The following is a 24920-nucleotide window of genomic DNA, read 5'->3' as shown; positions in this document are numbered from 1 at the left end:
ATGTCTCCGTGAGGAAAATGGCACCGCCCGTTCGGGCGGCATGGCTTCGCCGGCGGCAGGCCGGATCCTCTCCAGCCTGCGTTCGGTATCTCGCGGCCGCGCCAAAAATGTCGGCGCGCTCTCTTCTGAAAGATCGTCTTAGCTAGCCTGCAACTCGGGCACCTTCAGATGCTCGCGCCGGACGGGCGCGGCATCCGCTTCTCCCTCGATATGCACATCTGCCTCGTCGACATAGGGATGGCTGCCCACATAGCCGATCAGTATGCGCGACACCTTGCCCGCTGTCCGCGCCGTGAACTCCGTCACGACGGGAGCCGGAACGACTTCGCCAGCTTCGAAAAGCTCATGCATCGGCCGGCCGGTCATCGTCGCGGGCGGCTCGATGCCGAGCAGGTCGAGGATCGTCGGCGCGATGTCGTAGATGCCGGTGCGCGAGGCAATGATCTGGCCGCCAGTCTTGAGGCCCGCGCCGTCGCCGATCAGCACGGCGGCAAGTTCGGTTGCATGCAGGCCGCCATGCGAACCGCCGCCGAGCGGCGTGCCGCCATATCCGCCGGCATCGCAAAAGGTGGTGCCGGGAACGCCATAGGCGTTGAGATCGTCGTCGCCCTTGAGGTTGATATAGAGGTCCGGCGCTCGGCGATGCGCTGCACCGCTGAGTTCCAGCGCCAGAGTACCCGGAATGATGCCTTCGGCAGCACCCGGCTCGATGGCGCGGCTGAAGCTCGCCCCGTACCAGCGCTGCGCCAAAAGCGCATCGAATACGCCCTGCAGCAGGCCCTTGTCGGGTTTGCGCAGCCAGAAGCCGGGCGCGCGGCCGCGGCGATACAGGACGTCGACGCCGTCGTGGAAGCGGTGGTCCGCCGAGATGCCGGCCTCCTTCAACACCTCGCCGACGGAGATGAACGTCGCGATGCTGGAGTGACCATGATCGGACGTGACGAAAATGACGATCCCGTCGCGCTCTGGCTGGCGGTCGCGCCATTCGAGGAGGTCGCCGATCGCCGCATCGCAATCCCGCATCGAGGCAAGCATGCCTTCGGCGCCGAGGCCATAACGGTGCGAGGCGCTGTCGACTTCCGTCAGCCAGATGATTGCAGCTGCCGGCTTCTTTGCCGGCCAGACGGTCTGCGTGAAGGCGGCCACGGCCTTTCGTTCGGCACCGCGATCGAAACCGTCTGCCGGGACCTTGTGCTCCTCGGCGATATCGACGGCCAGTTCGGGCGGGAAGGCGATCGCCGGGTGACGAACATTGTAGCCGGTCTGGCCCCAGTCGGCGCCTTTCCAATTCAGTGCCGTAAAGGATCCCTGACCGCTGGAGTTGACGACAGCGAACGAGCGGCCGCTCTTGGAGAGCGTTTCCGATAGGTTCGTCGCCGTCACCATGCCGCCAACGAGCCGCCGGTCCCCGGCGCGCCAGTCATGGACGGTGTCTGTGCCGGTCAGCCTGCCCGATCCGTCGCGGGAATAGAACTCGTTGCCGAGAATGCCCGTCGTCTCCGGCCGCGCACCGCTTGCAAGCGCCGTCAACGCGCCACGCGTCTCGCTTGGAAACACTGTGCGGTGATCCCTGCTCGACACGCCTCGCGCCTTCATCGCTGCGAGATTGGGCATCGTCTGCGCATTGATCATGTCGGGGCGCAGACCGTCGACGCCAAGCACGATGACATGGCGCACATCAGTCTTTTTCATTGACCTTTTCCTCGGTTGATTGGGGCTGGGCGCCGTCAGTGCTCTCCACAAAATGATCAGCGTAGAGAACGCTTGCTCCGGCCTCGCTCAGAAGCTCCGCGAAGGGCTCTGCCAGCGGTTTGTCGGTAACGAAAGTCTCGATTTCGGCAAAGGGAATGCTGCGATAACGCCCGAAGGCGCCGATCTTCGTATGGTCGGCGACATAGATGTTGGCGCGGCTTTGTGCGGCGAGCCGGGTCTTGAGCTGCATGTTGTGCTTGCTGCGCTCGACAAGACCGTGATCGGCGTCGAGCCCGTAGACGCCGATGACTGAAACGTCGAAGCTGCAATTGCGGATCGCCTCGAAGACCTCGTCGCCATTAAGCGTCTTGCTCGTGGAATCATATTCGCCGCCCGTCAGGATCACACGATGACGAGCCCCAGCCTGCAGCGCATCGCCAATCGCTGGCATATTTGTCATCACCGACACCGGCGGCCCGTTGCGCATGGCTTGCGCCACGGCAAGAACCGAGCTGCCGCCGGTCATGAACATCCACTGGTCCGGCTCGATCATCGCGGCAACGAGATTACCGATCGCCTGCTTCGCCGCCCGCTCCATGTTCATGCGCTCGTCGAGCGCTGCTTCGCGCCCGGACGGAATGGCCCCGCCATAGACCCGCTGCAGCGACCCGCCACGCTCCAGCGCCACGAGATCGCGCCGGATCGTCTCGGTAGAAACGCCGAAGGTCTCTGCAATCGCGCTGATCGACATGCCGCCCCCGCCATTGATGAGGCGAATGATGGTCTGGTGGCGGCCTGCTGCAGGGACCTTGGACATGAAAGGCTCACTTTGATGGTGAGCATTTTCTAGGGCGTCAATATTTCACTGCTGTGACGCTTTTTTGATGTTTTTTCGTACACCCATAAACTCACACAAAGTACCACATTTGCGCGCAGCTGGGGGCATGGTTTGGTGCACCCCAGCTCTGATAGGTGGACCGATCGAAGTTCAACGCCCACAGGTACACCGGATCAAGATCATCCAATCGCCGAACTGCTTCACCACTTCTCGCCTCCGAGTAGGCCTAGGAGCTTTCAGCGGACAACGTCCTGCAACATTTCGCGGTCCAGCGCCAGATCTGCGGCGATCCGCTTCAACCGAGCGTTCTCGTCTTAGAGCCGGAGAGATACGTCCATCAATACTCCGTCTCCATCCGCACTTCTGCGTTAAAATCTCTGCACTATTGCCGTTTGAATTTAAGACTTGCCGACGTTCATACTGCCCCAGCTGACCAAAACCACGCGGTCGTAAATCCGGTCGCAGGCCGTGTCTGCATCACGCTTTTTGCCGGGGCTAATGACCTCTCGGAAGAGTGCAACGATTGACCTGATAACTGAATGGAGCAGACAATGATCTTCCTCAAGTCCCTCGGTCTGGAAGAGGCGAACCTGGTGATCCAGGCGGGCATCGCCCGAGCAAAGGCCATTGAATCGCCGAGCACGATTTGTGTTGTCGATGTTGGAGGAACAACCGTTGCGCAAGCACGAATGGATGGAGCCTCACTGTCCAGCGTCGAGCTTGCATACAACAAGGCGTATACCTCAGTCTCCACTCGGCTCGCGACAGGCTTCATCGCCACGATCGCCCAGCCGGGCGGCGATTTCTATGGCATTGCCAACGGTCTTGGCGGCCGCGCCATTATCTTTCCGGGTGGAGTGCCTATCATCGTAGACGGGAAAGTGGTTGGCGCGGTGGGCGCGAGCGGCGGCAACGGCGCTCAGGACGATGATGTCGCACGCGCGGCGGCGAAGCCCGTTTCGAGCAACTAGTCTGTCTGGAGGCAATTCATGACAACGATATTGATTACTGGCGCGGGCAGCGGCCTCAACAATGGCGCTGCGCTGGAGCTTGCTGCTCGCGGCTATGACGTCATCGCCGGGGTCGAAATCTATCCGCAGCAGAGAGCGCTCGAAATCCAGGCGAAGCAGCGGGGCGTCAATCTGCGCATCGAAAAGATCGACGTTACGAAGGAAGGCGACCGCCGGCGTGCCATGTCCTGGGATGTCGACATACTCGTCAACGGTGCCGGCATCATCGAGGGCGGCGCCATCGTCGATATTCCTGCCGAGAACATTCGCCGACAATTCGAAGTCAACGTGGTCGGCCCTATGCTCCTGACCCAGGGCATCGCAAAGAAGATGATCGCTCGGAAAAGCGGTAAGATCATCTTCATGTCTTCGGTCGTCGGCATCCTGTGCGGCCCCTTCGTCGGCACCTATGCAGCGTCGAAGCATGCGCTGGAGGCGATCGCGGAAACGATGGCGATGGAATTGCAGGAATTCGGCGTGCAGGTCGCGGTCATCAATCCAGGGCCTTACCTGACCGGGTTCAACGATGCCGGATTCCTGACGCCGAAAGACTGGAACGACGATCCGGCCACTCGGGTATTCGACTACGATAAGCTTGCCTTTCCGTTCGAACAATTCGAACCGTCGATGGCGTTCAGCAGCATCGTGGACGTAATCACCGGCGCGTCGCAGCTCTTCCGCAACGTAGTGGCACCTGACCTTGCCGGAGGCGTGCGAGAACAGTCACAGCAGATCTGGAACCGGAAGGTTGCTGACGGTCTTGGAACAAGAGATGGTCTCGTCCAACAATCCTATGATTTGAAACCGGAGACGCTCGTCGGATCGAGTTAGGTGTTCCCGGAGCAGTAAATCCATAAAGTCATACCACTTTGCGGCCGTTAGTTAGGACAAGCCTGTGCGTATAGCAAGGCTTGTCCTGTTGGCATCAGCGTCCACCGCTGTTCATTAAAGCTGAGGAACGGCGAGGTGGGTCAAATGGGAAACGTCCTTGGCATTGCCTCTGGCTGCAAGCTACCGCGGGATCAAAGGACCTACCCCTTCATATTGCAGCGCATGGCTGCGCTGGGGCTCAAGAGCGATCCTCCGTAGAGTCCGCTATCCAGATCCATCGCCTGTCTGTCGTGAACAAGCGGCCGCTCATTTGCGGCTTGGTGAGTTCCCGACGAGATTTTTGCATTGGCTTGCTCGTTACCGCCGGAACAAAAAGCCCGATTGCACTCACTCAGAAGGTCTACAGCCGGCTTCCCGCAGGTTCCCTCAATCGTGGTCCGATGCTTTGTGAGATAGGTGGCGCAAAAGGTCATAAACGCATGAACGCGTGGCACCTTGCGGATATCAGGGTGAGTCAAAAGCCAGAGAGGGGACGACAGGGATGGTTCGATAACACCAATCCGTGTGAGGCTTGGATGGATATCCCCAATCATACATGGCAAATAGCCAATCCCAATATTCGCAGCAATGGCTGCAGCGACTCCTTCCACGGAATCGCATTGATAGCCAATCTTATGCTGGGAAATGCGGCCTTCAATCAACTCGTTTGCTTTAAGGCCAGATAGCGAGCCGCCGTAGGATATCCAGTCGGATGCACGAAGTTGCTGACAGGACGCAAAACCATCACCCCAGTTCTCTTTGCAGCCGTAGGCTGCCCAGCCAATTGCAGAGACCTTCTTGCCAACAAGACTTTCTGGCGGCGCGTCAGTGGACCTCAAGACAACATCGGCTTCGCCGCGCGCCAAATTGAGCGGCCTGTTGCCAATGACAAGACTTATGGCAATGGCTGGATAAATCTTCCGGAAATCGGCGATTATCGGGGTCAAGAAATGTAGGGCTAGAGAATCGCTTGAGGCAATTCTCAAGTTGCCAGCATACTGTTGAGCTTGGCCACAGACCCGCTGGATGATGCTCACAATATCAAGTTCGAGCCGGTCGGCGAGCGCAAGCACTTCTGCCCCCGCCGTCGTCGCCACATAGCCGGTTCTACGCCGTTCGAAGAGCGCAACTCCTAAGCTGGCCTCTATTTGTGTCAAGCGCCGCGCCATTGTCGAGGTGTTAACAGCAAGAATTGACGCGGCGGCGGCTAGACTTCCCGTCTCGCCAATTGCCTTGACGATGCGAAAATCGTCCCAAGATACCCTCATCAGACGGTCGCTCCGGATCACGATTGAGCGTGGCGATGGATCAGCCTGCTTCAGAGCAGCGCTGTGACCCAGGCGGGAAGGTTTTTCGACCGCCTCGAGATCAGGCGGCCGATCGAGAGCGATCCGGCGCCTGAAATGGCAAGAACGAACATGCCGCCGGCGATTGCCAGATCCTTCTCGAAGTGCAGCAATTCGTTCTGGTTGGTGAGGTTCGTGTGGAAGAGAAGGGCGGTTGCGAGACAGAAGAGTGCCAAAGCGACGGCGCCCAACCGGGAAAAAAGGCCCGTCGCAATAGACAGACCGGCGCCAAGCTGAAGTGCGATGACGGCAAGCACCATCGGGGCAGGCAGCCCGAGTTTTGAGAAACCTGCCAGCGTCGCAGAAAGGCTGGTTGCAAGCGACAGGCTCTCGTGCAGAAAGATCAGAGACAGCAGCAGCCTGCCGAGAAGAAGAATGAGATCGGTCATACACAGCCTTCTAGGAATAGCGTCCATCATGTCCTCCCTTTGGTGCAAAGGAACGGGCGCCCCCAGCGGCGCCTCCGGCCGAGGAGATAACCGGAAGCACCGCTCGACCGGGGCGACGCCCCGCCCTAGTTAGTGCCCTTTGCTGCGATCGACTTGGAGAGGTCATCCAACTCTTCGCAGCCGCTTGGGCAAAGCTTGGTCAAAGCGGCAAGTTGTTCCTTCGCCTTCGGCATGTCGCCGGTCTCGACATAGAGTTCGCCGAGATATTCGTGCGCGCCCTTGTGATCGGGCTGCAGTTCCAGGGCCTTGGTGTAGTAGGTCAGCGAGGTCTTGAAGTCGCCGGTCTTGCGCAGCGTGAAGCCCATGAGATTGTAGACATCGGCCTGCTGATGATCCTCGGCGAGGTCGCGAAGCTCGGCGAGCGCGCCGGCATAATCCTTGGCGTCGATCTTGGCGCGAACGGAGGTGAGATCCGGCGCGTCCGTCGATTCCATGTCATCGACGGCAAAGGCGAGGCTGGCGGTTGCTGCAGGGGTAATCGCGACGGCGCACAGGCCGACGAAACCGAGAATGGCGTATTTCATCATGATCGTAATTCCTCTAGCGCTATGCTTGAACCATCGGGGTGAACCCGTAGCTGTTGCCGTCCTTTACGAAGGTGCCGGAACCAGGGAACGGGAAATGCGAACCACAGATTTTGATATTGTCGGCAATGACACGGTCGATGAGCTTGCGCCGCGTCGCTACCGCCATCGGCCCGTCCTGGTCGTAGCTGCCCTCCCATTCCGGGTGCGGGGCAAGCAGCGCCGGGACGTACATGATGTCGGCGGATACCATCAGCTGTTCGCTGCCGGCATCGATCAGATAGACGGAATGGCCGGGCGTGTGGCCGGGAGCCGAGACAAGCTGGATGCCCGGCGCCACCTGCGCGCCGTCGTCGACCAGCCGCCAGTTCTTCCATTTCGGAAAGTTCGCGGCGATGCGCCGGCCGGCGTCCTTGCGACCTTCTGCGAGCTTGTCGACGCGGCCGGGATCGGTCCACCAATTGTATTCGTAGGCATTGACGATCAGCTCGGCATTCGGGAAGACCGGCGCGTTCGTCCCCTTTTCCATCAGGCCCCATACGTGGTCCGGGTGGAAATGCGAGATCATGATCGTGTCGATCTTCTTGTAGTCGATGCCGGCCGCGGCCATGTTGGCCGGCAGATGCGTGGCATTCGTCTGCCACTGGCCGACGCCCGAGCCCGCATCCATCATGATCAGCTTGCCGCCGACATTGAGGACGACGACGGTGAGCGGGATCGGCATGAATTCCGTTGTGAGACCAGCCTTGGCAAGCGCCTCTTTGGTATCGTCGATAGAAGCATTCTTGATGAAGGCGGGATCGTGCGGCTTGCGCCAGATACCGTCATAGACGGCGGTGATCTCGATCGATCCAACCTTGTATTTGTAGTGGCCGACGGCCGGCTCGAGCGGCGTTGCGGCCATGGCTGGCAGGGCAAATTCCAGCTTCGAATTCAGGCCGAAAGCCGCAGCCGCGGCAGCCGTGCCCAGGACTGCGCGGCGGGTCATGTTTAACATCGCAGTATCTCCTTGAGGTTATGGCTTGGGAGCCAGGCGGAGGAGGCAGCAGTTTGTCGTCCCCCACTGCCAAAGAAGATCGCCCGTCGCCCGCAGTTATTCCCTCGTCCATGCATTGTTTTTTTAAACTGTTGAAATGAAATCGTTATTTGTTTTGGCGCCGCTTCTTACAGCGCGCCTCCGCACGTAAATTGCGGCGGTTTTGAATAGAGACCGTGCTGATCTCAGTGAACAGAAAGGCATTCCTCAATCGAGCCGGGCTCATGCGTAATTCGGCTGCTGACGGGGCTGAAAGATGCAGACAGAAGCTCGGCTAGGCGAGGCCCCTTCGGTGGTCGGTGCAGCCGGCGGTATCATGGCAATCCTCGGCGTTGTCATCGTCAATGTCATGCGGCAAAGGTAATCGTCCGCCATCGAGGAGCGAATGGGCTTCGGTTGCTACCCGGAACGTCAGCCCTTACGGGCAATCGGAGCGGATGTGGTCAATCAGTGGGAGTGGCCGGGTCTGACTGTTCAAGCCGGAGCATGATCGGTCGGGATAGCGGGCGCCAGGAATTGTGAGCGTCATGAATTTCAGGCGAAAGTAGACTAAGGCAAACGGATTCGTCACAATTGCAGCAGCACTTTGCCGAAGTTTGAGCCGGCCGCAAAATAACGCATCGCATCTTCAACGCCTGTCCAGGGAAAGACCCGGCCGATCACCGGCTTCAGATCTTGCAATCGATATGCCTTGTCGTTGGGCTTGGATTGAAGACCGAAGCCAGCTGCCATTCAATCCCCGGCGGGCTTTGAAGACGCTCGATTGCCGCGGTTAACTGTTCCAGGGTCATCGTTCCGGTTCCGCCAGTAAGCCTGCTCTAGCCATCGGCAATCAGGTCAATGGAAGACTTGGCTTGTGCTAGGTGTTGCTGGCGGCGGAGCGGGCGTTTTCGATCGCCTCGGCTATTTTTTCAGCAACGCCTCGGGTATCCCAATACACTCTTGCTTCATACATGCGATCGCCGCGGATGTTGAATCGATCAACGCCAGTCCAGGACAACGGCTGGCCGGCGACTGAAGCGGTTGCTTTCCATTCAAGGAGCACGGCATCGCCAGTCGCCGCCCATCGGATGACCTCGATCTGCAGGTCGGGAAGTCTTTGAAGCACCGCCCGAAAATGCGCCACGACGCCTTCGCGATCAGCAGGCTCCTTCATTGGCGGGATTAGGTTCTGCGTGTCGGGATGCATCAGATCGTAGAGAGATTCCGCATTAGGCCTTGCCCATCGCGCTGCAAAGCGCCGCACAAGATCTTGCGCTGCGGCGAGCTGTTGCTGCGTGGGTGCTGTGTAGGCAGCGGCGGACACGTCTGGACGATCGATCATTGAAAGCTCCTCAAAATATATACGGTCGTACGTATAGTTTTTGACAGTGAATGTCAACTTGAATACGTACGAACGGACGTATAGATATTTAAGATGGACATCAGTGAGACAAAAAGCGGTGACGTGGATGGTCGGCGATTGCGCGGCGAAAAATCACGTACCCGCGTGCTTCAATTCGCCATGTCAATCGCCGCTATTGAGGGCCTTGAAGGCCTGACGTTCGGCAAGGTTGCGGCTGCCAGCAAGATCGCTAAAAGCACACTTCAAGTTCTTTTTGAAGACCGGCAGGGCCTTCAGCTGCAGACGCTCAATGCCGCCGCGGACAGCTTTTCTGCGGGTATTGAACAAGGACTGCAGCGCTATTCCGCTGCCCCCAATCGCCTTCATGCTCTATGTGATGCCTGGTTCGATCTGGTCTCGGACAGTTCTCTTCCCGGGGGGTGCCTGGTCACCGCCGCAGCGACCGAATATCGAGCAAGGGAGGGCGCAGTTCGTGCATCGGTCCACGACCACCGCGCACGCTGGCGCTCCCATCTTCGGGCGGCTGCCCATGCAACCATCAAGGCGGGCGAACTCCCAGCGGAAACTGATGTCGAACAATTGGTCTTCGACATTCTTGCCTTTCAAGGTGCTGCAAATATCGCTCGCGGGGAGGGGAGCGAAGAGGATTTCGCAATGGCGCGGCGTGGTGTCGAAAGATTGCTGGCGAAATCCGGTCAGGCTCGAGAAATCCGCTGAGCCGAAAGACGACGACTGGGTCCGGCCACGCTTGTCAAAGATCCACAAGGGAGACGCTGCTGCGTGGTTCTCTATTACGCACGCGAGGTCGGATCTGCGAGGGCCGAAGGCCGTCGGTGTCTGGCTGACGCCATGTGCTCTACCAGCTTCCGAACCCGGGCAGGTAGCAAGCGGCTGCTCGGATAGACGGCAAACATTTCCCGTTGCAGCGGTGCTACGTTCAGGACGGCCAGCTCCTGTATGGTCCCATCCACCATGTCTCGCGGCAACATGGCGACTCCCATATTGCGACGAGCGGCCTCGCGTATCAGATCGAGATCATCGAGTTCGTGCGCAATCTGCATTGGTCGAACAGTCTTTCCGCTGTCGAGGATCCAAGCCTGGCGAGAAACGATTGCGGGTAGGTCAAGCAGCCCATCAAGCGGAATCGGGCCGGAGATATGGTATTTCGCCAAAAACGCCGGTCCGGCGCAAAAACAATAAGGGACCGACCATAGCCACCGCGCCACCAGACTCGAGTCGTGAAGCGGTCCAAGCCGAAAAGCCAAATCGATATTATCGCGGTAGAAATCCAACATCGTGTTGGTTGTCGTTAGGTCGATGACGATTTGCGGATTTTGTGTGGCGAATTCGAGCAGATGCGATCCGATAGTGGTGCGCGCCGCAAGCGGAGGAGCCGTAATTCGGATGACCTGTTGCTGTGTATCCGCCGCGAAACTCGCAATGTTCTCCAAGGCTTCGATCGCACCCTGACAATGGTCCAGCAAATGCCGGCCCTCTTCTGTAAGCCGTACCTGACGGGTCGTCCGCTCGAACAACCTGACGCCCAGGCGCTGTTCCAGCTCGGCGATGCGGCGACTGACGCGACTAAGGGGAATTCCGGATGCGCCGGCAGCAGATGAGAAGCTCAAGGTCCGTGCCACCGCGGTAAAAAGAGCAAGGTCGTTGTAGATCATTATCCTGCCATTAGAACAATATCTCCCAGATCGGTATATTATCACATCAGCTGGCGGGTGGTAACGGTCCTCCATCACCAAGAGGAAGCTGGAATGTCTTATGCCATCGTGATTGGGGAAACTGGTGCCCCCGAAATACTTTTCAAAAGTGAGGTCCCGACTCCGAAGGTCACTGAGGGGACAGTCTTGATCCGTAACCAAGCCAGCGCGGTTAATTTCATCGACACTCTCATCCGTCGCGGCAGCCTCGCCAAGGAGTCGATGCCGGCGCTTCCGCATGTGCTCGGTGTTGAAGGCGCGGGGATTGTTGAGGCCGTGGGCGAGGGTGTCAGCGGTGTCGCCAGAGGCGACCGTGTGGCATGGATGGGGCCGATCGGAGCGGGAGGATATGGGAGCCATTCCGTGATTGCCGCGCCCTACGTTACCCGCATTGCCGACACAATGAGTTTTTCCGCCGCTGCGGCCATTCCTGTAAATGCGGTCACCGCCTGGCACATGCTGGTCAATCTAGGTCAGGCCAAGGCGGGTAACACCGTGTTGGTGCATGCGGCCGCGGGTGGTGTTGGAACAATGATCCTTCAAATCGCCAGATACTTGGGTTTGACCACTATTGCCTCCGTCCGCAGCGAAAAGATGGATTTCGTACGCGCGCTGGGCGCAGATCATGTGATCGATCGAAGCAGGGAACAGCCGGTCGAGCGCGTGAACGAGATTACACGGGGTCGCGGGGTGAATCTGTCGCTGAACCCGATTTCCGGCAACACTCTCGCGACCGATCTCGAAACCTTGGCGCCTTTCGGCACGGCCGTGATCTTCGGCTTCCTCGGCGGCTTGCCGGCCGGGACATTTGCCGACGATTTCGCCAAGCATTTCCAGAAATCCGTCGCCGTGCGATTGAGCGACATCTACACCTATTTTAATAGCGCGCCACAGGCGTTTAACGCTGACCTGTCGAAAGTTTTCGACCTCCTTGCGAGAGACCTATTGCACCCACAGATCACGGAGCTGCCACTAGAAGCGGCCTCTGAAGCTCATCGACGCCTCGAGTCGGGAATAACGACCGGCAAGTTCGTCCTGACCATCGATTGACGGTGAAAATAGCGAGGTCGCGACGACAAGGACCCTTTGCTGTCCCCTTGCGGATGATGATGTTGCCGTAGAAGAGCGCCTCACCGGTGGAAATTGCCGCGAAGGCTTCCTTGGCGCGTTCGTAGAAGGCGAAGCGTTCTATGCGGGTCAGCTTCATCGGTTGACCCGGCCGCGCCTCAAGCGCGCTGGATTGCCGAATGCGCCGGGTCGCTCTTGAATTCCGGAACCTACCCGATGCGGATTCAGGATCGCGAGTCGGACCAATCGGACTTGCCGTCGGAAATGACGGTGCCAAGGAAGAACCCGCCATGGCACTGTAACGTTAACCGAGCATCGATCAAAATGTGGGATCTGGCGGCATGACCAGATCTGCACGTGATCCTCTCTATCGTCGTCACCGGTTTCCGGCGGAGGTGATTGCCCATGCCGTATGGCTCTATTTCCGGTTTCCGCTCAGCCTACGGATGGTCGAGGATATGCTGGCAGCCCGTGGTGTCATCGTCTCTCACCAAACCGTAAGACTGTGGGCCGAGAAATTCGGCAGGCGCTTCGCCAATGATATCCGCAAGCGATCAGCGGTAGGCTCGGTGACAAATGGTACCTCGACGAGGTCGTCATCACCGTTCGGGGAAAGAAACACTGGCTCTGGCGCGCCGTGGATCAGGATGGTTTCGTCGTCGACGTTCTGGTCCAAAGCCGCCGTAATGCCAAGGCCGCAAAGCGTTTGATGCGCAAGCTTCTGAAAGGGCAAGGTTCTACCCCGCGCGTCATGATCACCGATAAGCTTCGATCCTATGATGCGGCGAAGCGGGAGATCATGCCCGGCGTCGAGCACCGTTCTCACAAAGGGCTGAACAATCGGGCGGAGAATTCCCATCAACCCATCCGACGGCGTGAGCGGATCATGAAACGCTTCAAATCATCACGACAGCTTCAACGCTTCGTTTCCATCCACGACCCGATCGCCAACCTGTTTCATGTTCCGCGCCACGACATTCCTTCTGGCCATTATCGCGAGCTGCGAGCGGCCGCGATGCAGATGTGGCGTGGGATCGCCCATCTGTAGGTCGCTTGATCACAGACCTCGTGCCGCATTTTAACCCAAGGCCGATAACTTTACAGTGCCCTATGTCGGCCACTTCCCATGAATCTGAAGTCAACACAAAAACAACCGGAGTTTACGAAGCCAGCCGTCGGTCTTGTCCAAATGTTGGCGGCTCCCTTACTCGGTAAAGCCGATGTTCTCCATGTGCAGGCTGAGCGTTGGCGTGATGCGCGAGCCGGTCACGTTGGTGTTCATCAGATAGTGCAGGGTCTCGTAGTGCACAAAAACCAGCGGCGAATCCTTGCTGGTGATCGTGCGGATCTGCCCATAGAGGCCTTTGCGCTCGGCCTCGTTATCGCTCGCTGCCGCTTTGTCGATCAGCGCGTCGACTTCCTTGTTGGAATAGTTGACGGAGTTGATCGGGCCGCCTGATTTCAGTACCAGCGAGTAGAAATTGTCCGGATCGATCGTCCGTTCCTGATAGGCGCTGGTGATCTGATAGCTGCCCTTGGAGAAGGCATCGTACCAGACGGAGACGTCGACCTGCTTGATCTCCATGTCGATGCCGATCTGCTTAAGCTCGTCGCGCAACACCTGGCCGGTCTTCAACAGTTCCGGATATTGCGGCAGACCAAGGTATTCGACCTTCACGCCGTTGGCATAGCCGGCTTCCTTCATCAGTTCCTTGGCCTTGGCAATATCCTGCTTCGGCGCGAACAGGCCCTGCTCGTCGTACCATTTCGAGCCCGTCGGCATTTCGGTGAGCCCGAGTTCGCCGGTACCGAGATAGGCGACGTCTCGAATGTCGGCGCGGTTGACCGCCAATGCGACCGCCTGCCGGACTTTCTCGTTGTCGAAGGGCGGCTTCTTGGTGTTGAGGCCGACATAATCAGGAATGCCGGCGACAGCGTCCGACACATAGGTGAAGCGCGGATCGCTCTTCAGCGTTGCCACCTGCTGCAATGGGATGGCATCGACCCAGTCGAGTTCGCCGGCGGAGAGGCCGTCGATGCGGCTCTGGTCGACCGGCAGGAACTTGAAGGTGACCGAATCGAGATGCGGCAGGCCCTTCTTGAAATAGTTCGGGTTCTTTTTGAGGGCGATATGGTCGCCCTGCACCCATTCGACGAATTCGAACGGACCGGTGCCGACGGGCTTGCGCGCCGGATCACCGCTCTCGATCGCCTTCTGATTGACGATCTCGCCATTGGTGGCAATGTTGGTCAGAAAAGGTCCGAAGGGCGATTTCAGATGGAAGACGACCGTTTTCGCATCGGGCGCGTCGACCGAACCGATCTGCGCATAGAGCCCGGCATAGGCACTGGCCGTTTTGGGGTCGAGGATGCGCTCGAAGGTATATTTCACGTCGGCCGAGGTGAATTTCTCGCCGTTATGGAAGGTGGCGTTGTCGACCAGCGTGAACTTCCAGGTCTTCGGATCGACCTGTGTCCAGGCTGTGGCGAGATCGGGGACGAACTTGCCGGAGGCGTCGATGTCGATCAGCTTGCTGAAGATGCCTTCGTAGACTTGAGCGCCCGTATAGATCGACGAGGTAGCCGGATCAAGCACGTCTGGTTCGCCGGTCAGCGCGGCTCGCAGGTCGCCGCCGTCCTTTATCTCGGCGGCCGAGGCCATGTTGCCGGCCACGGAGACGAGGAGGCCGATCGTGAGCGCCGCCAGCGTGCGGGCAAGGACGGATGTGGGGAAATGCGATTTGGGATGCATGAAACTTTCCCTTCTGAAAAACGGGACTAACGGGACTGGCTGCGGACGAAATCGAGAAAGGCCTCGTTGAACGGATCGGGGGTTTCCCAAATGCAGGCATGGCCACCCGGTGTCGTGGCCCATTGCGCATTGGGTATGGCTTCCTGGAGCTTCTTCGACAGCCGTACTGGGATGAGGATGTCCTCTTCGCCCGCCAGCACCAACGTCGGCACCTTGATCGTGCCGACCCGATCGATAGCGTCATGGTTCTGAATGACGGCGAGCTGCGCCAGATAGGCCTCGAGCGACATGTCGAGTGCGGCCATCGCCGCGGCGAATTCAGCCGCATCATCGGGCCGCTCGTTGAAGAAGGGCACGGTGAAGGCCCAGAGTGACACGTCGCGCATGACGAAGGGGACGTCGATCTGCGCTGCGAGATCGGCCCACATGTTGAACATGGTGAGGCAGAACTTGTCGACCGTGCCGTAGGTGCAGGCGAGCGTTAGCGATTTCAGGTCGTCACCATAGGCGAGCGCATACTCCTGCGAGATCATGCCGCCCATGGAAACACCCATCAGATGGAAATCCCTAATGCCGAGTTGGTCGACCAGCGCCTTGGCGTCGTCGGCGAGCATGCGGGCGGAGTAGGGGCCGGCCGGCCGGTCGCTCTGGCCGATGCCGCGATTGTCGAAGCGAAGCACGCGATAGCCGGCCCCGACCAGTGCCGGAATTTGGAAGCCCCAGGAGAGCAGGTCGTCGGCCAGGCCGTTGATGAGCACGATGGTGCCATTCGGGGCGCCTTCACCATCGATCTCATAATTGATGCTGATTCCATTGACGGTCGTCTTAGGCAAGGGAGCCTCCTTGATATGGCGGTGGGGGGCGTGCGGTTGATGGGGGACGGGGGACGGCGGCGAGCAGGGTGCGGGTATATTGGTGCTGAGGATTGCGCATGATCCGGTCTGTAGCATCCATCTCGACGATCGCGCCGCGATAGAGCACGGCGACCGCGTCGCTGACGTGTTCGACAACGCCGAGATCATGGGTAATGAAGATGCAAGCGACGCCGAGATCCTGCTGCAGGTCGAGCAGCAGGTTGAGAATCTGCGCCTGCACGCTCATGTCGAGCGCGCTGACCGGCTCGTCGGCGATGATCAGTTCCGGCTCGCTGGCAAGGGCCGCGGCAATCGCCACGCGCTGCCGCTGGCCACCCGATAGGTGGTTCGGCAGTCGCCCGGCCAGCACGGGATTGAGCCCGACGCGTCTGAAGAGGTCGAGCACACGTTTTTCCCGGTCCGCCGGTGTGCCGATCCGGTAGCAGTCGAGCGATTCGCGCACGCTGCGGCCAACCGTCCAACGCGGATCGAGGCTGCCATATGGGTCCTGGAACACCGGCTGCACGCGACGACGGAAGTCATGCAACGCCTTGCCGCGTAGCCCCTGCACCTCCGTGCCGTCGAAAACGACGCGGCCGCCATCGACTTGCGTCAGACCGAGGATGCAGCGGCCAAGCGTACTCTTGCCGCTGCCGGATTCGCCGACCAGACCAAGCGTCTGGCCTCGCGCGACGAACAATGAGACGTCGTCGACCGCAGTCACCACGTGCCGGTTCCAGAGCGGGCCGCCCGTCACGAAGGTCTTCTTCAGGCTCTCGACACGCAGGAGTTCAGCCATTGGCGACCTCCTGCGCGGTGCGTGATGCATCGGCCCTGAGCCGTTCGGATTGTTCGAGGCTCTCGACGCTCCATTCGGCGGGGATCACCGGCAGCCGGCTCTGCCGCGGTGCGCCTGACGGATTGGCCGCCAAAAGCGCTCGCGTATAGGGATGGTTCGGACGCGCGAAGAGGTCGGCGGTCTTCGCAAGTTCTAGCAGCCCGCCGCCATACATGACCGCGACGCGGTCGCAGACCTGCGAGACGACGCCGAGGTCGTGAGTGATCAGGAGCACAGTCGTGCCGTGCTGATGCCGCAGCCGGTCGATCAGCTGCAACACCTGAGCCTGGATGGTGACGTCCAGCGCCGTCGTCGGCTCGTCGGCGATCAAGAGGCCAGGATTGTTGGCAAGAGCCGCAGCGATGACAATGCGCTGGCGCATGCCGCCCGAAAAGCGATGCGGCACGCTGCGATAGCGCGCGGTGGCATCGGGAATGCCGACCTCGTCCATCAGCTCGATCGCCCGCAACCTGGCCTCGCGGCGGCTGACGGCACGGTGAGCGCGGACTGTCTCGGCGATTTGGTCGCCGACCGGCCAGACCGGATCGAGGCTCGCCGACGCATCCTGGAAGATCATCGACATGTCGACGCCGCGCATACGGCGCAGCTCATCTTCGCCGAGGCCGACAAGCTCATGGCCGTTGAGGCGGATGCTGCCGCTCACCGTGGCATTGGCGGGAAGCAGGCCCATGACGGCATTGGCGAGCGTGCTCTTACCGCTGCCACTTTCGCCGACAATGCCGAAGATCTCGCCTTTCTCGATCTCCAACGACACGCCGTCAACGGCCGGCCGCGTATCGCCGCCGAAAAAGCGGACTCCGAGATTGCCGATGGAAAGAACCGTGCTCATCCGGCGACCCCGCGCGGATCGAAGGCGCGCCGCAGCCCCTCGCCGAAGAAAGAGAAGGCAAGCACGGCAACGACAATGGTGAGGCCAGGGAAGATTTCCACCCACGGCGCCTGATTTAGAACATCGCGCCCATCCGACAGCATGCCGCCGAGCGATGGTGTCGGCGGTTGCACGCCAAGGCCGAGGAAGGACAATCCTGCCTCGAGCTGCAGCGCAAAGGCGCAGAGCACCGAGGCCTGAACGATCACCGGCCCGAGCGCATTCGGCGCGACATGCTGGATGATGACGCGCAGATGGCTGGCACCGCGGGCTCGCGAACCGGCGACGTAGTCGTTGCGGGTGACAACCAGCGTGCTCGTGCGCATGACGCGGGCGAGGATCGGTAGGTAGATCACGGCGATGGCGAGTGTGGCGACGACACTACCGGGACCGAGGATGGCGATAAAGGTGATTGCGAGCAACATGGCCGGCAGGACGAGGATCATATCAACTGTGCGTGAGATGGTCGTATCCACCCACTTGCCAAAATATCCCGCCACCAGGCCGAGCGGCACCGCGACGATCAATGAAGCCGCGACCGCCGAGATTGACACCACCAGGCTGACACGCAGCGCATAGATGATCCGGCTAAGGACATCACGGCCGAGAACATCGGAGCCGAACAGGTGCTGCAGGTCTGGTGCGCCGAGCACGCGATGCACTTCGACAGCTTCGGGATCCTGCGGCGCGATCAGCGGCGCAGCAATCGCCAGCAGCGCGAGCACGGCCAGCATGACGCCGCCGACAATCATGAGGCGGGAGGTGGAACTGCGGGTCGCGACTTCCCTTCTCGTCGTTATCGGCTCCGCCGTGCTCATGCGGCTTCTCCATCCATGACGCGGGGATCGAGCCAGCCGACTATCAGGTCGGTGATCAGCGACACGACGATGAAGATGGTAGCGATGGCGAGCACGCCCACCTGCACCGTCGGGTAGTTGCGTTGGTTGATGCCGGTGACGACAAGGCGGCCGACGCCGGGCAGTGCGAACATAGTCTCGATGATGATCGCGCCGCCGAGCAGCACACCGACCTGAATGCCGATCACGGTCGCGATCGAGGGCCCGGCATTGCGTAGCGCATGGCCGAAAATGATGCGGCTTGTGCTGATACCCTTAGCGCGCAGGAAGGTGACAAAGGGCCGGCCCATCACCGCCGTCACCGCGCTGCGCGTCGTGCGCAGGATATAGGCTGCCTCGCCGACTGCAAGTGTCAGCACAGGCAGCGTCATATAGCGGAGGTTTAAGAGCGGGCTGCGGCTGAAGGGCATATAGCCTGAAGGCGGCAGCCATTCGAGCGTGGCGGCGAACAGGAGCACCAGAAGGATGCCGAGCCAGAAATCCGGGACACTGATGCCGAAGACGACAAAACCTTCCGTCAGCCGGTTGATCCACTTGCCGCCGACCGCTGCCTTCACCCCGAGCGGCACGCCGACGATGACGGCGAGCAGCATGGAAAGGCCTGTCAGCTCGAAGGTCACCGGCAGGCGTTGCGCCAGGAGCTCGGAGAGGTTTGCATGGCTGACGATGTCCTTGCCGAGATCGCCGTGCAGCAGCGCCATCATCCATGTGACATATTGGTCGAACAGGCTCTGGTCGAGGCCCAGCTGACGGCGCAATTCGGCGACATTCTCCTCTGTGGCGCGGAAGCCGAGCATGGTGCGAACCGGATCGCCCGGCACGAGGCGGATGATCAGGAAGACGATGATGCTCATAACGAACAACGTCGGGATAGTCAGCGCCACGCGCCGCAGGATGAAGGCGATCTGCCGGTTCATGGCGTGCCTCCTTCCTCACCGGCCCCGGCGCGTGCCACGAGTTCGCGCATCAGGCGCTCGGAGAGCGTGAAGTGTTTCGCGGCGATCTCCGCGGCGATCTCCGTCCGGCCTTCCGCTATTGCCGCGACAAGCTCCTGGTGCTGGCCGATGGCGATATGTCGGACTTCGTCTGTATAAGGTTCGGCACCGAGGTTGAGCGTGATCCGGGTGCGCAGGTCGACCGAGAGGTCGACGAGGATCGGATTGCGCGTCGCCTGCGCCACGGCATGATGCAGCGCTGAGTCGGCCCGACGCGAAGCGTCGCGGTCGGGCGCGTCGAGATAGGCCTGCAGCGCGGCGCGGATCGGCTTCATGTCGTCGTCGGTGCGGCGCTCGGCAGCGGTGCGGGCGATCAGCGATTCGACGAGCCTGCGAGCATCGAAAATGTGCTCGAATTCCGCCCAGTGGGCAACAAGCTGCCGCCGCACGTGCTCGGCCGAGGTCGGTCCCCAGTTGGCCCGGACAAAATAGCCGCCGTTGCGACCCCGCCGGACTTCGAGATAGCCGCTCTCGGTCAGTTCCTTCAGCGCCTCGCGGACCGAGGTGCGGGATACGCCGAGCATGACGGAGAGTTCCCGCTCGGTCGGCAATTGCTGGCCGGTGACATATTGCCCGAGCGCCACGGCCGTGACCAGCCGGTCGACCACGTCCTCGGCGATGCGGCGGCCGACGATGGGCGCGCCGAGATGCCGGCCGGCATCGAAGTGCCGGTCCTCGGCCTCCAGGATGGTGTGCGTGACCTCGTCGCTTGACGTCATCGTTCCCCCTTGCGGCCGAACCGGATCAAGAGGAAGCGCGCCAACGTGCGTGCGGCATCGACGATGCTCGAAAGCTCGACATATTCGTCGACACCGTGCAGGTTGGCGCCGCGAGCGCCATAGCAGACGGCCGGAATGCCGTAATCCTCGAGGTAAACGCGGGCATCCGAGGTGCTTCCGAGCATGAAGGCAGGTGGCGGTGCGCCATGCGCCTCGGCATGCGCCTGCGTGAGATCGCGCACCAGCGCCGCGTCGCGCTCGATGAAATGACCCTTGGCGCGGAAGCCGCTGAGTGTCACGACCGGCTTGATCGAGAAATCCGGATCGGCCTCGACCGTATCGGCGATCACCGTACGGATGCGGGCTTCCGCCTCGTCTGGCGTCCAGCCGCGCGGGAAGCCGATGCGGACGCTAAGAGACGCGGCCGCCGGGGCGCTGGAGGTCCAGTCGCCGGCCACGACTTTACCGAGATTGATGTTATAGGCCCGCTCATTGGAGCCGATATTCGGCTCTGGATCGGAGCGGTGCAGTTCGTCGGCCCAGCAGCGCAGCCCCGTCACCAGCCGCATGCCAAGTTCGATGGCATTGACTGCGGCGGCCGAATAGGCGTGGCCTGCCTCCGTGACGATCTTTATGTCGATCCATAGGATCCCCACGCCGCCCAGCAGCAGACCGAGATCGGTCGGCTCCAGCAACACCACTTCGTCGGCGGTGACGCCATGCTCGCTGATGGACAATAACGTGCCGTTTCCGGTGCATTCCTCCTCAACCACGGCGACGAAGCCGAGCCGTTTTTCGGCAAAAAGGTTGGGTACAACATCGCGCAACGCCCTGAGCGCCAGCATGCCCACGGCAAAACCGCTCTTCATGTCTACCGCGCCGCGGCCGTAGAGCCGGCCGTCTCGGCGGGAAGGTTCAAAGGGTGGCGTAGTCCAGAGTTCCGGCGAATCCGCTGGCACGACATCCATATGGCCGTTGAGCAACAGCGTCAGATCGCCCTCGCCGGGCGTGGTGGCCAGCACTTGGTAGCGGTCAGGGGTGAGGAGACCGACGGGCGGCGTGATGCCGGCCCGGGCGTCGGTCACTTTTGCATTGGGGAAAGGAAGCCGGCGGACGTCCAGCCCGAGGGCTTCGGCCTGTCGGGCAAAAATCTGCATCGCTGCCTGTTCCGAGCCGACGGTGCTCGGGGCGCGAACAAGGTCCTCCAGGAAGGCAAACATAGTCTCCCGATGCGCATCAATTGCGCGATCCAGGTCGTTGAACATGCGTTCCCACTTTTTTGGTTTATTGTTTAGACCATATACCAAAAAAGTGTCGTTGCAAGATTGTTTTACGAGGCTATCGGAATCTTCAACCTGAGTTTCAAGCGGTGGGAATAGTCGCAAATCTCGGAAGTTGCCGGCGTTAGGACGCAGGTGGTCACGATTGGGGTGGCTCGCCCTTGTAGCGGCACCGGCGAGATTGCATGGCCGATGGCCGGATCTCGTATCATGCCTTATGAGGATTGGAGGGTTGCTGCCGCTCGATCGATGGATGCGACACACAATTCCTGACTATTTTTTCTGCAAGTCTCCATGTCGCGAGAAGTTTTCAACGTTCCAGAAGCTGGCTGTCGAGCGACATGACGATGTTGAGGTTTTGACAGAATCTCGCACCGTTTTTCCAACCTGTCGGCGATCCATAGGGCTCATGTTGACATCAGCTTTTGCACGGTTCGGGCTAACGGGCTCCGATCGAAAGTGCCGCCTTCGACTTTGACTTATGCGGACTGCAGAAGTGCGATCTCATTCCACATCTGCATTGCTGCGGTTCTCAGTTCGCAGTGATGATCGGAAGGAATGTCCTGGCGGGGAATGTGAAAAAGATTAGCAACCGGGTCATGCATGGACACAAAACGTTGGAGATGTCGGGCTGACTTGAAGCCCTTCATGATCCTCTCTCGCCGCCGGGTCGGTTGATGGGAATTCTCTGCCCGGTTATTCAGGCCTTTGTGGGATCGATGTTCAACTCCGGGCATGATGTCGCGCTTTGCCGCGCCGTAGGATCGCAGCTTGTCGGTTATCATGACTCAAGGTGATCGCCCCTGTCCTGCCTACCTCAAGACCAAGGGGCTCTCCTGTAGCCGGTATTGCCGCCAAGCCATTGATTCCTCGATACACCGAAACCAGACCGCGGTTCGAATCCCATCAAGATCGGGGATCAAAAACGTGTGAGAAATACTGGTGTCAGGATCTAGTTAGGCAGGTTTGCCGGTACGTACATTGAAGCGCCGGCTCTTTCGGCCGCTGCCAGAAGCCGCTTGTCTCTGGTCCATAAGGCTGCGCGCTGATCAAGGAGGACCGATGCCAGCAGGTGGGCATCCGTATAGCCAATACCCATGCTAAAAATGCTGTGGCGATCGATCACTGTCATGACCTCGTCGTGCGTAGCGACAACCGCTACGCGCTGGGCCGCCAAAAAAGATATCACACTGTCGCGATCTTTAAGGCTGCCAAGGGCTAGCTCGCCAATTACGGCTGGGTGGCAAAGCAGGCGATCGTCCTCGATAATCTTGCGTAACTCTGCGTCGCCTTGACGAAAATGATCAATCCAGATCGACGTGTCCGCTAGTATCACTTGGCCGCTGTGCTCCGGCGGCGTGGGGCTGCCTCGGCATCGGGCATGGTTCCTCCGAGTGCTATGAGACGCCTTCCCGACTCAACGCGGACAAGCGTCTCCAGCGCTTGGCGGACAAGCGCGGCGGTTTCCTTAGTGCCGGTTAAGGAGCGGGCCTTTTCCATAAGCGTGTCGTCGAGATTAATAGTCGATCGCATGATCTCACTCCGTTGATTTACAGCACGAAAATTAGCACCATTTGGTGGCAAAATCCATGCCTCGTTTCCACTCTGATATATTTGGCGCGGTCCTATAACTGAAGCCCTTGGGCCGCGGTGGTCGCCCGGAACTGAAGCGCTAGTTGGCCTGCGACATGCGCATGAATTTGCCCATGGCGGAACCCGATCCAATGGCACGGCGACGGTTCGAGTCGTTTCAAGGCGATCACGCTCAGTCTTCGAGCGCAAACTAGCGGGTCAGATCATCGTTCGTCCCACAGTTGCTACCGGTATGCCAAAGATTGCGAGGATACTTTGTCTTCTATCGAAGTTAGCTTTTGCTTTGCATCGTGTTTTGGTGCCGCGCACATCCCTATCTTCTGAATGCCCATCAGCGCCACAAACGGCTTGTGGCATCAATAAGGGAAATATCATGAACGTAGACGCGGTTCAGGCCATTGATCGCACTTTGCTCACGGCATTCGTTCCGCCTGTTTCGGACTATGATCACGCCTCCGACGGCTGGCAGGAAGCCGAGTATCGGGCATTCGAGACGGCCAACGGTTCTTTCGGCGGCTACTGGACGGGTGAACCGGGCGAAGTATCGTTTGCCAGTTGGCCCTACAACGAAATCTGCCTCCTAGTGAAGGGCAAGGTTGCCCTTGTGGATCGCGAGGGAGGTCGGCGCGAATTCACGGCCGGCCAGGCATTCTTCGTTCCCGCAGGCTTTGCGGGACGGTGGGTGACTGTCGAGCCGTCGGAGAAATATTTCATCGCGATCATGAACTGAGGGCGAGGGTCGGCGCGATGACACTCCGCAACAGCTTGCTCTATGTGAACGGCGAATGGATTGCCGCAGAAAACGGCGCGACGCTCGATGTCGTGAACCCCGCGACCGGCAAGATTTTCGGTCGCGTTGCAAGGGCCGGCGCGTTCGAGGTGTCGAAAGCGGTTGCTGCCGCGAAAGCTGCCTTTCCTTCCTGGTCGAAACTCGACGCGGCAGAACGCGCCCGGTATCTGGCCTCGATCGCCGATGAGCTGGAGGCACGCCGCGCTGACCTTATCGACCTTCAGTCGCTGAACAGCGGTAAGCCGCTCTTTGAGGCGGAAATCGATCTCAACGATGCTGTGGCGACCTATCGCTATTATGCCGGCCACGCGCTGACGCTTGGCGCGCGCCAGGGAGAATCCGTCGATCTCGGCGACGGCTTTGTCGGGCGCACGCGGTTCGAGCCCTTGGGTGTCGCCGCGCTGATCGTTCCTTGGAATTTCCCTTTGGTCACCAGCGGCTGGAAAAGTGCTGCTGCGCTCGCTGCCGGCTGCACTGTGGTGCTAAAGGCATCGGAATTCACCCCATTCGCCGAACTTATTCTAGGCGAGATAGCCGACAAGATCGGCCTGCCGAAGGGCGTGCTCAATATTCTCGTCGGTGAAGCCGATTGCGGACAGGCGTTGGTCGAAAATCCGCATGTTCGCAAAGTCTCCTTCACCGGCAGCAATGCCGTGGGCGAGGATGTCATGCGGCGAGCGGCACTGCGCGCGGTTCCGGTCACATTGGAACTGGGCGGAAAATCCCCGATCCTCGTGTTCGCAGATGCCGATCCGGCCGATGCCGCCCGCTGGGTATTGGAGGGCATTTTCTACAATTGCGGCCAGGTCTGTTCCGCAACGTCACGCCTTCTCGTCGAGGCCGATTTTGCCGACACGCTGCGTCGGCATCTGCAGGAGGCTGTCTCGGCCATCAGCATCGGAAGCCCTCTCGATCCGCAGACGACGATGGGCCCCCTGACCACCGCGCGGCAATTTGAAAAGGTGAAAGCATTCCTGGCGATCGCGCGCGACGAAGGGCTGAAGGCCATCGCCGGCGGCAAACAGCTTGAAGGCACCGACGGTTATTTCATCGAGCCGACCATCTATTGGGACGTGCCCTCTGAAAGCCGCTTGTGGCGGGAGGAGGTTTTTGGGCCAATTCTCTGTGTCCAGACCTTTCGAGCCGAAGACGAAGCGATCGCCAAGGCAAACGACACGCCTTACGGACTGGCGGCTACGATCGTGAGCAAGGATCCAGAACGGGTCCGGCGCGTCTCCGAACAGTTGCAGGCAGGGCATATCTGGATCAATTCCTCGCCGATCGTCTTTCCCCAGAGTGCCTGGGGCGGCTTCAAGCAAAGCGGTATCGGGCGCGAACTCGGACCCTGGGGCCTCTTCAGCTATCTCGGCGTCAAGCACATGACAGAGATGCTCTAAGGCAATTACCCAGGAAAAGTGCGCAGCGGTTTTCCGTCCGGAATTGCTGGATAACAAAGAGCTAGA

The 24920-nt window shown here is 59.9% G+C and carries 26 protein-coding genes and 3 pseudogenes; 7 read left to right on the top strand and 22 right to left on the bottom strand.

Annotation, left to right across the window (positions count from 1 at the left end; all coding sequences use genetic code 11):
* Nucleotides 1-138: 138 nt before the first annotated feature.
* The 3 genes and pseudogenes from FHT86_RS30930 to FHT86_RS38975 all read right to left on the bottom strand — a co-directional run.
* Nucleotides 139-1692 (bottom strand): alkaline phosphatase family protein, encoded by a 1554-nt coding sequence (locus FHT86_RS30930; RefSeq protein ID WP_133710901.1) that lies wholly within the window; start codon nt 1690-1692, stop codon nt 139-141.
* The gene (locus FHT86_RS30925; protein WP_133710902.1) at nt 1679-2509 is read right to left on the bottom strand and encodes a DeoR/GlpR family DNA-binding transcription regulator; all 831 of its coding nucleotides are present in this window, start codon (nt 2507-2509) and stop codon (nt 1679-1681) included. Before FHT86_RS30925 ends, FHT86_RS30930 begins: the two co-directional genes overlap by 14 nt.
* A 151-nt stretch (nt 2510-2660) precedes the next feature.
* A pseudogene (locus FHT86_RS38975) lies at nt 2661-2844 on the bottom strand (IS3 family transposase); the annotation flags it as partial.
* Between the two features lie 237 nt (nt 2845-3081).
* On the opposite strand from FHT86_RS38975, the gene FHT86_RS30920 reads away from it, so the two are divergent.
* The gene (locus tag FHT86_RS30920; RefSeq protein ID WP_133710903.1) at nt 3082-3501 is read left to right on the top strand and encodes a GlcG/HbpS family heme-binding protein; all 420 of its coding nucleotides are present in this window, start codon (nt 3082-3084) and stop codon (nt 3499-3501) included.
* A gap of 18 nt (nt 3502-3519) precedes the next feature.
* Nucleotides 3520-4371 (top strand): SDR family oxidoreductase, encoded by an 852-nt coding sequence (locus FHT86_RS30915; RefSeq protein ID WP_133710904.1) that lies wholly within the window; start codon nt 3520-3522, stop codon nt 4369-4371.
* A gap of 200 nt (nt 4372-4571) precedes the next feature.
* On the opposite strand, the gene FHT86_RS30910 is transcribed toward FHT86_RS30915, so the two are convergent.
* The 6 genes from FHT86_RS30910 to FHT86_RS30885 form a co-directional block, all read right to left on the bottom strand.
* Nucleotides 4572-5678, bottom strand: coding sequence for a LysR family transcriptional regulator (locus FHT86_RS30910; RefSeq protein WP_133710905.1), 1107 nt, complete (start codon nt 5676-5678; stop codon nt 4572-4574).
* A 50-nt stretch (nt 5679-5728) separates the two neighbouring features.
* On the bottom strand, nt 5729-6172 hold the full coding sequence (locus tag FHT86_RS30905) for a DoxX family protein (protein ID WP_133710906.1): 444 nt from the start codon (nt 6170-6172) through the stop codon (nt 5729-5731).
* Between the two features lie 98 nt (nt 6173-6270).
* Complete coding sequence (locus tag FHT86_RS30900; protein WP_183868974.1) at nt 6271-6732, bottom strand: tetratricopeptide repeat protein; 462 nt, start codon at nt 6730-6732, stop codon at nt 6271-6273.
* A gap of 19 nt (nt 6733-6751) precedes the next feature.
* Nucleotides 6752-7726 (bottom strand): MBL fold metallo-hydrolase, encoded by a 975-nt coding sequence (locus FHT86_RS30895; protein ID WP_133710907.1) that lies wholly within the window; start codon nt 7724-7726, stop codon nt 6752-6754.
* A gap of 606 nt (nt 7727-8332) precedes the next feature.
* The gene (locus tag FHT86_RS30890; RefSeq protein WP_133710908.1) at nt 8333-8497 is read right to left on the bottom strand and encodes a zinc-binding dehydrogenase; all 165 of its coding nucleotides are present in this window, start codon (nt 8495-8497) and stop codon (nt 8333-8335) included.
* Between the two features lie 127 nt (nt 8498-8624).
* Nucleotides 8625-9089, bottom strand: a complete 465-nt coding sequence (locus FHT86_RS30885; RefSeq protein ID WP_133710909.1) for a nuclear transport factor 2 family protein — start codon at nt 9087-9089, stop codon at nt 8625-8627.
* A gap of 138 nt (nt 9090-9227) precedes the next feature.
* On the opposite strand from FHT86_RS30885, the gene FHT86_RS30880 reads away from it, so the two are divergent.
* A complete protein-coding gene (locus FHT86_RS30880; RefSeq protein ID WP_133710910.1) occupies nt 9228-9827 on the top strand; it encodes a TetR/AcrR family transcriptional regulator in 600 nt (199 codons plus the stop codon).
* A 74-nt stretch (nt 9828-9901) separates the two neighbouring features.
* On the opposite strand, the gene FHT86_RS30875 is transcribed toward FHT86_RS30880, so the two are convergent.
* Nucleotides 9902-10858: a LysR family transcriptional regulator gene (locus FHT86_RS30875; protein WP_246779760.1), complete on the bottom strand. Its 957-nt coding sequence runs from the start codon at nt 10856-10858 to the stop codon at nt 9902-9904.
* Nucleotides 10859-10876: 18 nt separating this feature from the next.
* On the opposite strand from FHT86_RS30875, the gene FHT86_RS30870 reads away from it, so the two are divergent.
* Nucleotides 10877-11872, top strand: a complete 996-nt coding sequence (locus FHT86_RS30870; RefSeq protein ID WP_133710912.1) for a zinc-binding dehydrogenase — start codon at nt 10877-10879, stop codon at nt 11870-11872.
* Here FHT86_RS30870 and FHT86_RS38510 read toward each other — a convergent pair.
* Nucleotides 11781-12182: an RbsD/FucU domain-containing protein gene (locus tag FHT86_RS38510; RefSeq protein ID WP_133710913.1), complete on the bottom strand. Its 402-nt coding sequence runs from the start codon at nt 12180-12182 to the stop codon at nt 11781-11783. The two genes, FHT86_RS30870 and FHT86_RS38510, sit on opposite strands and share 92 nt — an antisense overlap.
* Nucleotides 12183-12231: 49 nt before the next feature.
* Here FHT86_RS38510 and FHT86_RS30860 point away from each other — a divergent pair.
* Nucleotides 12232-12938 (top strand): annotated as a pseudogene (locus tag FHT86_RS30860) (IS6 family transposase).
* Nucleotides 12939-13094: 156 nt separating this feature from the next.
* Here FHT86_RS30860 and FHT86_RS30855 read toward each other — a convergent pair.
* The 11 genes and pseudogenes from FHT86_RS30855 to FHT86_RS30805 form a co-directional block, all read right to left on the bottom strand.
* On the bottom strand, nt 13095-14642 hold the full coding sequence (locus tag FHT86_RS30855; protein ID WP_166656980.1) for an ABC transporter substrate-binding protein: 1548 nt from the start codon (nt 14640-14642) through the stop codon (nt 13095-13097).
* A gap of 26 nt (nt 14643-14668) precedes the next feature.
* Entirely contained in the window at nt 14669-15475 is an 807-nt protein-coding gene (locus FHT86_RS30850) for an alpha/beta fold hydrolase (protein WP_166656981.1), read from the bottom strand.
* Complete coding sequence (locus tag FHT86_RS30845; protein ID WP_166656982.1) at nt 15468-16295, bottom strand: ATP-binding cassette domain-containing protein; 828 nt, start codon at nt 16293-16295, stop codon at nt 15468-15470. The genes FHT86_RS30850 and FHT86_RS30845 overlap by 8 nt, the downstream gene beginning before the upstream one ends.
* The gene (locus FHT86_RS30840) at nt 16288-17184 is read right to left on the bottom strand and encodes an ABC transporter ATP-binding protein (RefSeq protein ID WP_133710917.1); all 897 of its coding nucleotides are present in this window, start codon (nt 17182-17184) and stop codon (nt 16288-16290) included. Before FHT86_RS30840 ends, FHT86_RS30845 begins: the two co-directional genes overlap by 8 nt.
* Nucleotides 17181-18041, bottom strand: coding sequence for an ABC transporter permease (locus FHT86_RS30835; RefSeq protein WP_133710918.1), 861 nt, complete (start codon nt 18039-18041; stop codon nt 17181-17183). Before FHT86_RS30835 ends, FHT86_RS30840 begins: the two co-directional genes overlap by 4 nt.
* Nucleotides 18038-18997 (bottom strand): ABC transporter permease, encoded by a 960-nt coding sequence (locus FHT86_RS30830; RefSeq protein ID WP_133710919.1) that lies wholly within the window; start codon nt 18995-18997, stop codon nt 18038-18040. Before FHT86_RS30830 ends, FHT86_RS30835 begins: the two co-directional genes overlap by 4 nt.
* Nucleotides 18994-19794, bottom strand: coding sequence for a FadR/GntR family transcriptional regulator (locus FHT86_RS30825; protein WP_133710920.1), 801 nt, complete (start codon nt 19792-19794; stop codon nt 18994-18996). Before FHT86_RS30825 ends, FHT86_RS30830 begins: the two co-directional genes overlap by 4 nt.
* Entirely contained in the window at nt 19791-21059 is a 1269-nt protein-coding gene (locus FHT86_RS30820) for a M20/M25/M40 family metallo-hydrolase (protein ID WP_133710921.1), read from the bottom strand. Before FHT86_RS30820 ends, FHT86_RS30825 begins: the two co-directional genes overlap by 4 nt.
* 494 nt (nt 21060-21553) lie before the next feature.
* A pseudogene (locus FHT86_RS30815) lies at nt 21554-21862 on the bottom strand (DDE-type integrase/transposase/recombinase); the annotation flags it as partial.
* A gap of 164 nt (nt 21863-22026) precedes the next feature.
* Nucleotides 22027-22410, bottom strand: a complete 384-nt coding sequence (locus tag FHT86_RS30810; RefSeq protein ID WP_133710922.1) for a type II toxin-antitoxin system VapC family toxin — start codon at nt 22408-22410, stop codon at nt 22027-22029.
* Nucleotides 22407-22607, bottom strand: coding sequence for a type II toxin-antitoxin system VapB family antitoxin (locus FHT86_RS30805; RefSeq protein WP_133710923.1), 201 nt, complete (start codon nt 22605-22607; stop codon nt 22407-22409). Before FHT86_RS30805 ends, FHT86_RS30810 begins: the two co-directional genes overlap by 4 nt.
* Nucleotides 22608-23040: 433 nt before the next feature.
* Between FHT86_RS30805 and FHT86_RS30800 the strand changes: the two genes are divergently transcribed.
* Together FHT86_RS30800 and FHT86_RS30795 are read left to right on the top strand one after the other, a co-directional pair.
* Nucleotides 23041-23397 carry a cupin domain-containing protein gene (locus FHT86_RS30800; protein WP_133710924.1) on the top strand — a complete coding sequence of 119 codons (357 nt, stop codon included), beginning with the start codon at nt 23041-23043 and terminating at the stop codon, nt 23395-23397.
* A gap of 17 nt (nt 23398-23414) precedes the next feature.
* Nucleotides 23415-24854: an aldehyde dehydrogenase family protein gene (locus tag FHT86_RS30795; protein WP_133710925.1), complete on the top strand. Its 1440-nt coding sequence runs from the start codon at nt 23415-23417 to the stop codon at nt 24852-24854.
* The last annotated feature ends 66 nt before the right edge of the window (nt 24855-24920 follow it).

The organism is Rhizobium sp. BK313, assembly GCF_014193655.1.
GTDB lineage: Bacteria > Pseudomonadota > Alphaproteobacteria > Rhizobiales > Rhizobiaceae > Rhizobium.
Note: the sequence above shows the minus strand (reverse complement) of the source record. Positions and strands in the feature narration are given on the sequence as shown.

Excerpts from the sequence above, each read along its gene's own strand:
- FHT86_RS30930 (WP_133710901.1), bottom strand. The coding sequence starts at position 1,692 with ATGAAAAAGACTGATGTGCGCCATGTCATCGTGCTTGGCGTCGACGGT.
- FHT86_RS30925 (WP_133710902.1), bottom strand. The coding sequence starts at position 2,509 with ATGTCCAAGGTCCCTGCAGCAGGCCGCCACCAGACCATCATTCGCCTC.
- FHT86_RS30920 (WP_133710903.1), top strand. The coding sequence starts at position 3,082 with ATGATCTTCCTCAAGTCCCTCGGTCTGGAAGAGGCGAACCTGGTGATC.
- FHT86_RS30915 (WP_133710904.1), top strand. The coding sequence starts at position 3,520 with ATGACAACGATATTGATTACTGGCGCGGGCAGCGGCCTCAACAATGGC.
- FHT86_RS30910 (WP_133710905.1), bottom strand. The coding sequence starts at position 5,678 with ATGAGGGTATCTTGGGACGATTTTCGCATCGTCAAGGCAATTGGCGAG.
- FHT86_RS30905 (WP_133710906.1), bottom strand. The coding sequence starts at position 6,172 with ATGGACGCTATTCCTAGAAGGCTGTGTATGACCGATCTCATTCTTCTT.
- FHT86_RS30900 (WP_183868974.1), bottom strand. The coding sequence starts at position 6,732 with ATGATGAAATACGCCATTCTCGGTTTCGTCGGCCTGTGCGCCGTCGCG.
- FHT86_RS30895 (WP_133710907.1), bottom strand. The coding sequence starts at position 7,726 with ATGTTAAACATGACCCGCCGCGCAGTCCTGGGCACGGCTGCCGCGGCT.
- FHT86_RS30890 (WP_133710908.1), bottom strand. The coding sequence starts at position 8,497 with ATGGCAGCTGGCTTCGGTCTTCAATCCAAGCCCAACGACAAGGCATAT.
- FHT86_RS30885 (WP_133710909.1), bottom strand. The coding sequence starts at position 9,089 with ATGATCGATCGTCCAGACGTGTCCGCCGCTGCCTACACAGCACCCACG.
- FHT86_RS30875 (WP_246779760.1), bottom strand. The coding sequence starts at position 10,858 with ATGGAGGACCGTTACCACCCGCCAGCTGATGTGATAATATACCGATCT.
- FHT86_RS30870 (WP_133710912.1), top strand. The coding sequence starts at position 10,877 with ATGTCTTATGCCATCGTGATTGGGGAAACTGGTGCCCCCGAAATACTT.
- FHT86_RS38510 (WP_133710913.1), bottom strand. The coding sequence starts at position 12,182 with ATGGCGGGTTCTTCCTTGGCACCGTCATTTCCGACGGCAAGTCCGATT.
- FHT86_RS30855 (WP_166656980.1), bottom strand. The coding sequence starts at position 14,642 with ATGCATCCCAAATCGCATTTCCCCACATCCGTCCTTGCCCGCACGCTG.
- FHT86_RS30845 (WP_166656982.1), bottom strand. The coding sequence starts at position 16,295 with ATGGCTGAACTCCTGCGTGTCGAGAGCCTGAAGAAGACCTTCGTGACG.
- FHT86_RS30840 (WP_133710917.1), bottom strand. The coding sequence starts at position 17,184 with ATGAGCACGGTTCTTTCCATCGGCAATCTCGGAGTCCGCTTTTTCGGC.
- FHT86_RS30835 (WP_133710918.1), bottom strand. The coding sequence starts at position 18,041 with ATGAGCACGGCGGAGCCGATAACGACGAGAAGGGAAGTCGCGACCCGC.
- FHT86_RS30830 (WP_133710919.1), bottom strand. The coding sequence starts at position 18,997 with ATGAACCGGCAGATCGCCTTCATCCTGCGGCGCGTGGCGCTGACTATC.
- FHT86_RS30825 (WP_133710920.1), bottom strand. The coding sequence starts at position 19,794 with ATGACGTCAAGCGACGAGGTCACGCACACCATCCTGGAGGCCGAGGAC.
- FHT86_RS30820 (WP_133710921.1), bottom strand. The coding sequence starts at position 21,059 with ATGTTCAACGACCTGGATCGCGCAATTGATGCGCATCGGGAGACTATG.
- FHT86_RS30805 (WP_133710923.1), bottom strand. The coding sequence starts at position 22,607 with ATGCGATCGACTATTAATCTCGACGACACGCTTATGGAAAAGGCCCGC.
- FHT86_RS30800 (WP_133710924.1), top strand. The coding sequence starts at position 23,041 with ATGAACGTAGACGCGGTTCAGGCCATTGATCGCACTTTGCTCACGGCA.
- FHT86_RS30795 (WP_133710925.1), top strand. The coding sequence starts at position 23,415 with ATGACACTCCGCAACAGCTTGCTCTATGTGAACGGCGAATGGATTGCC.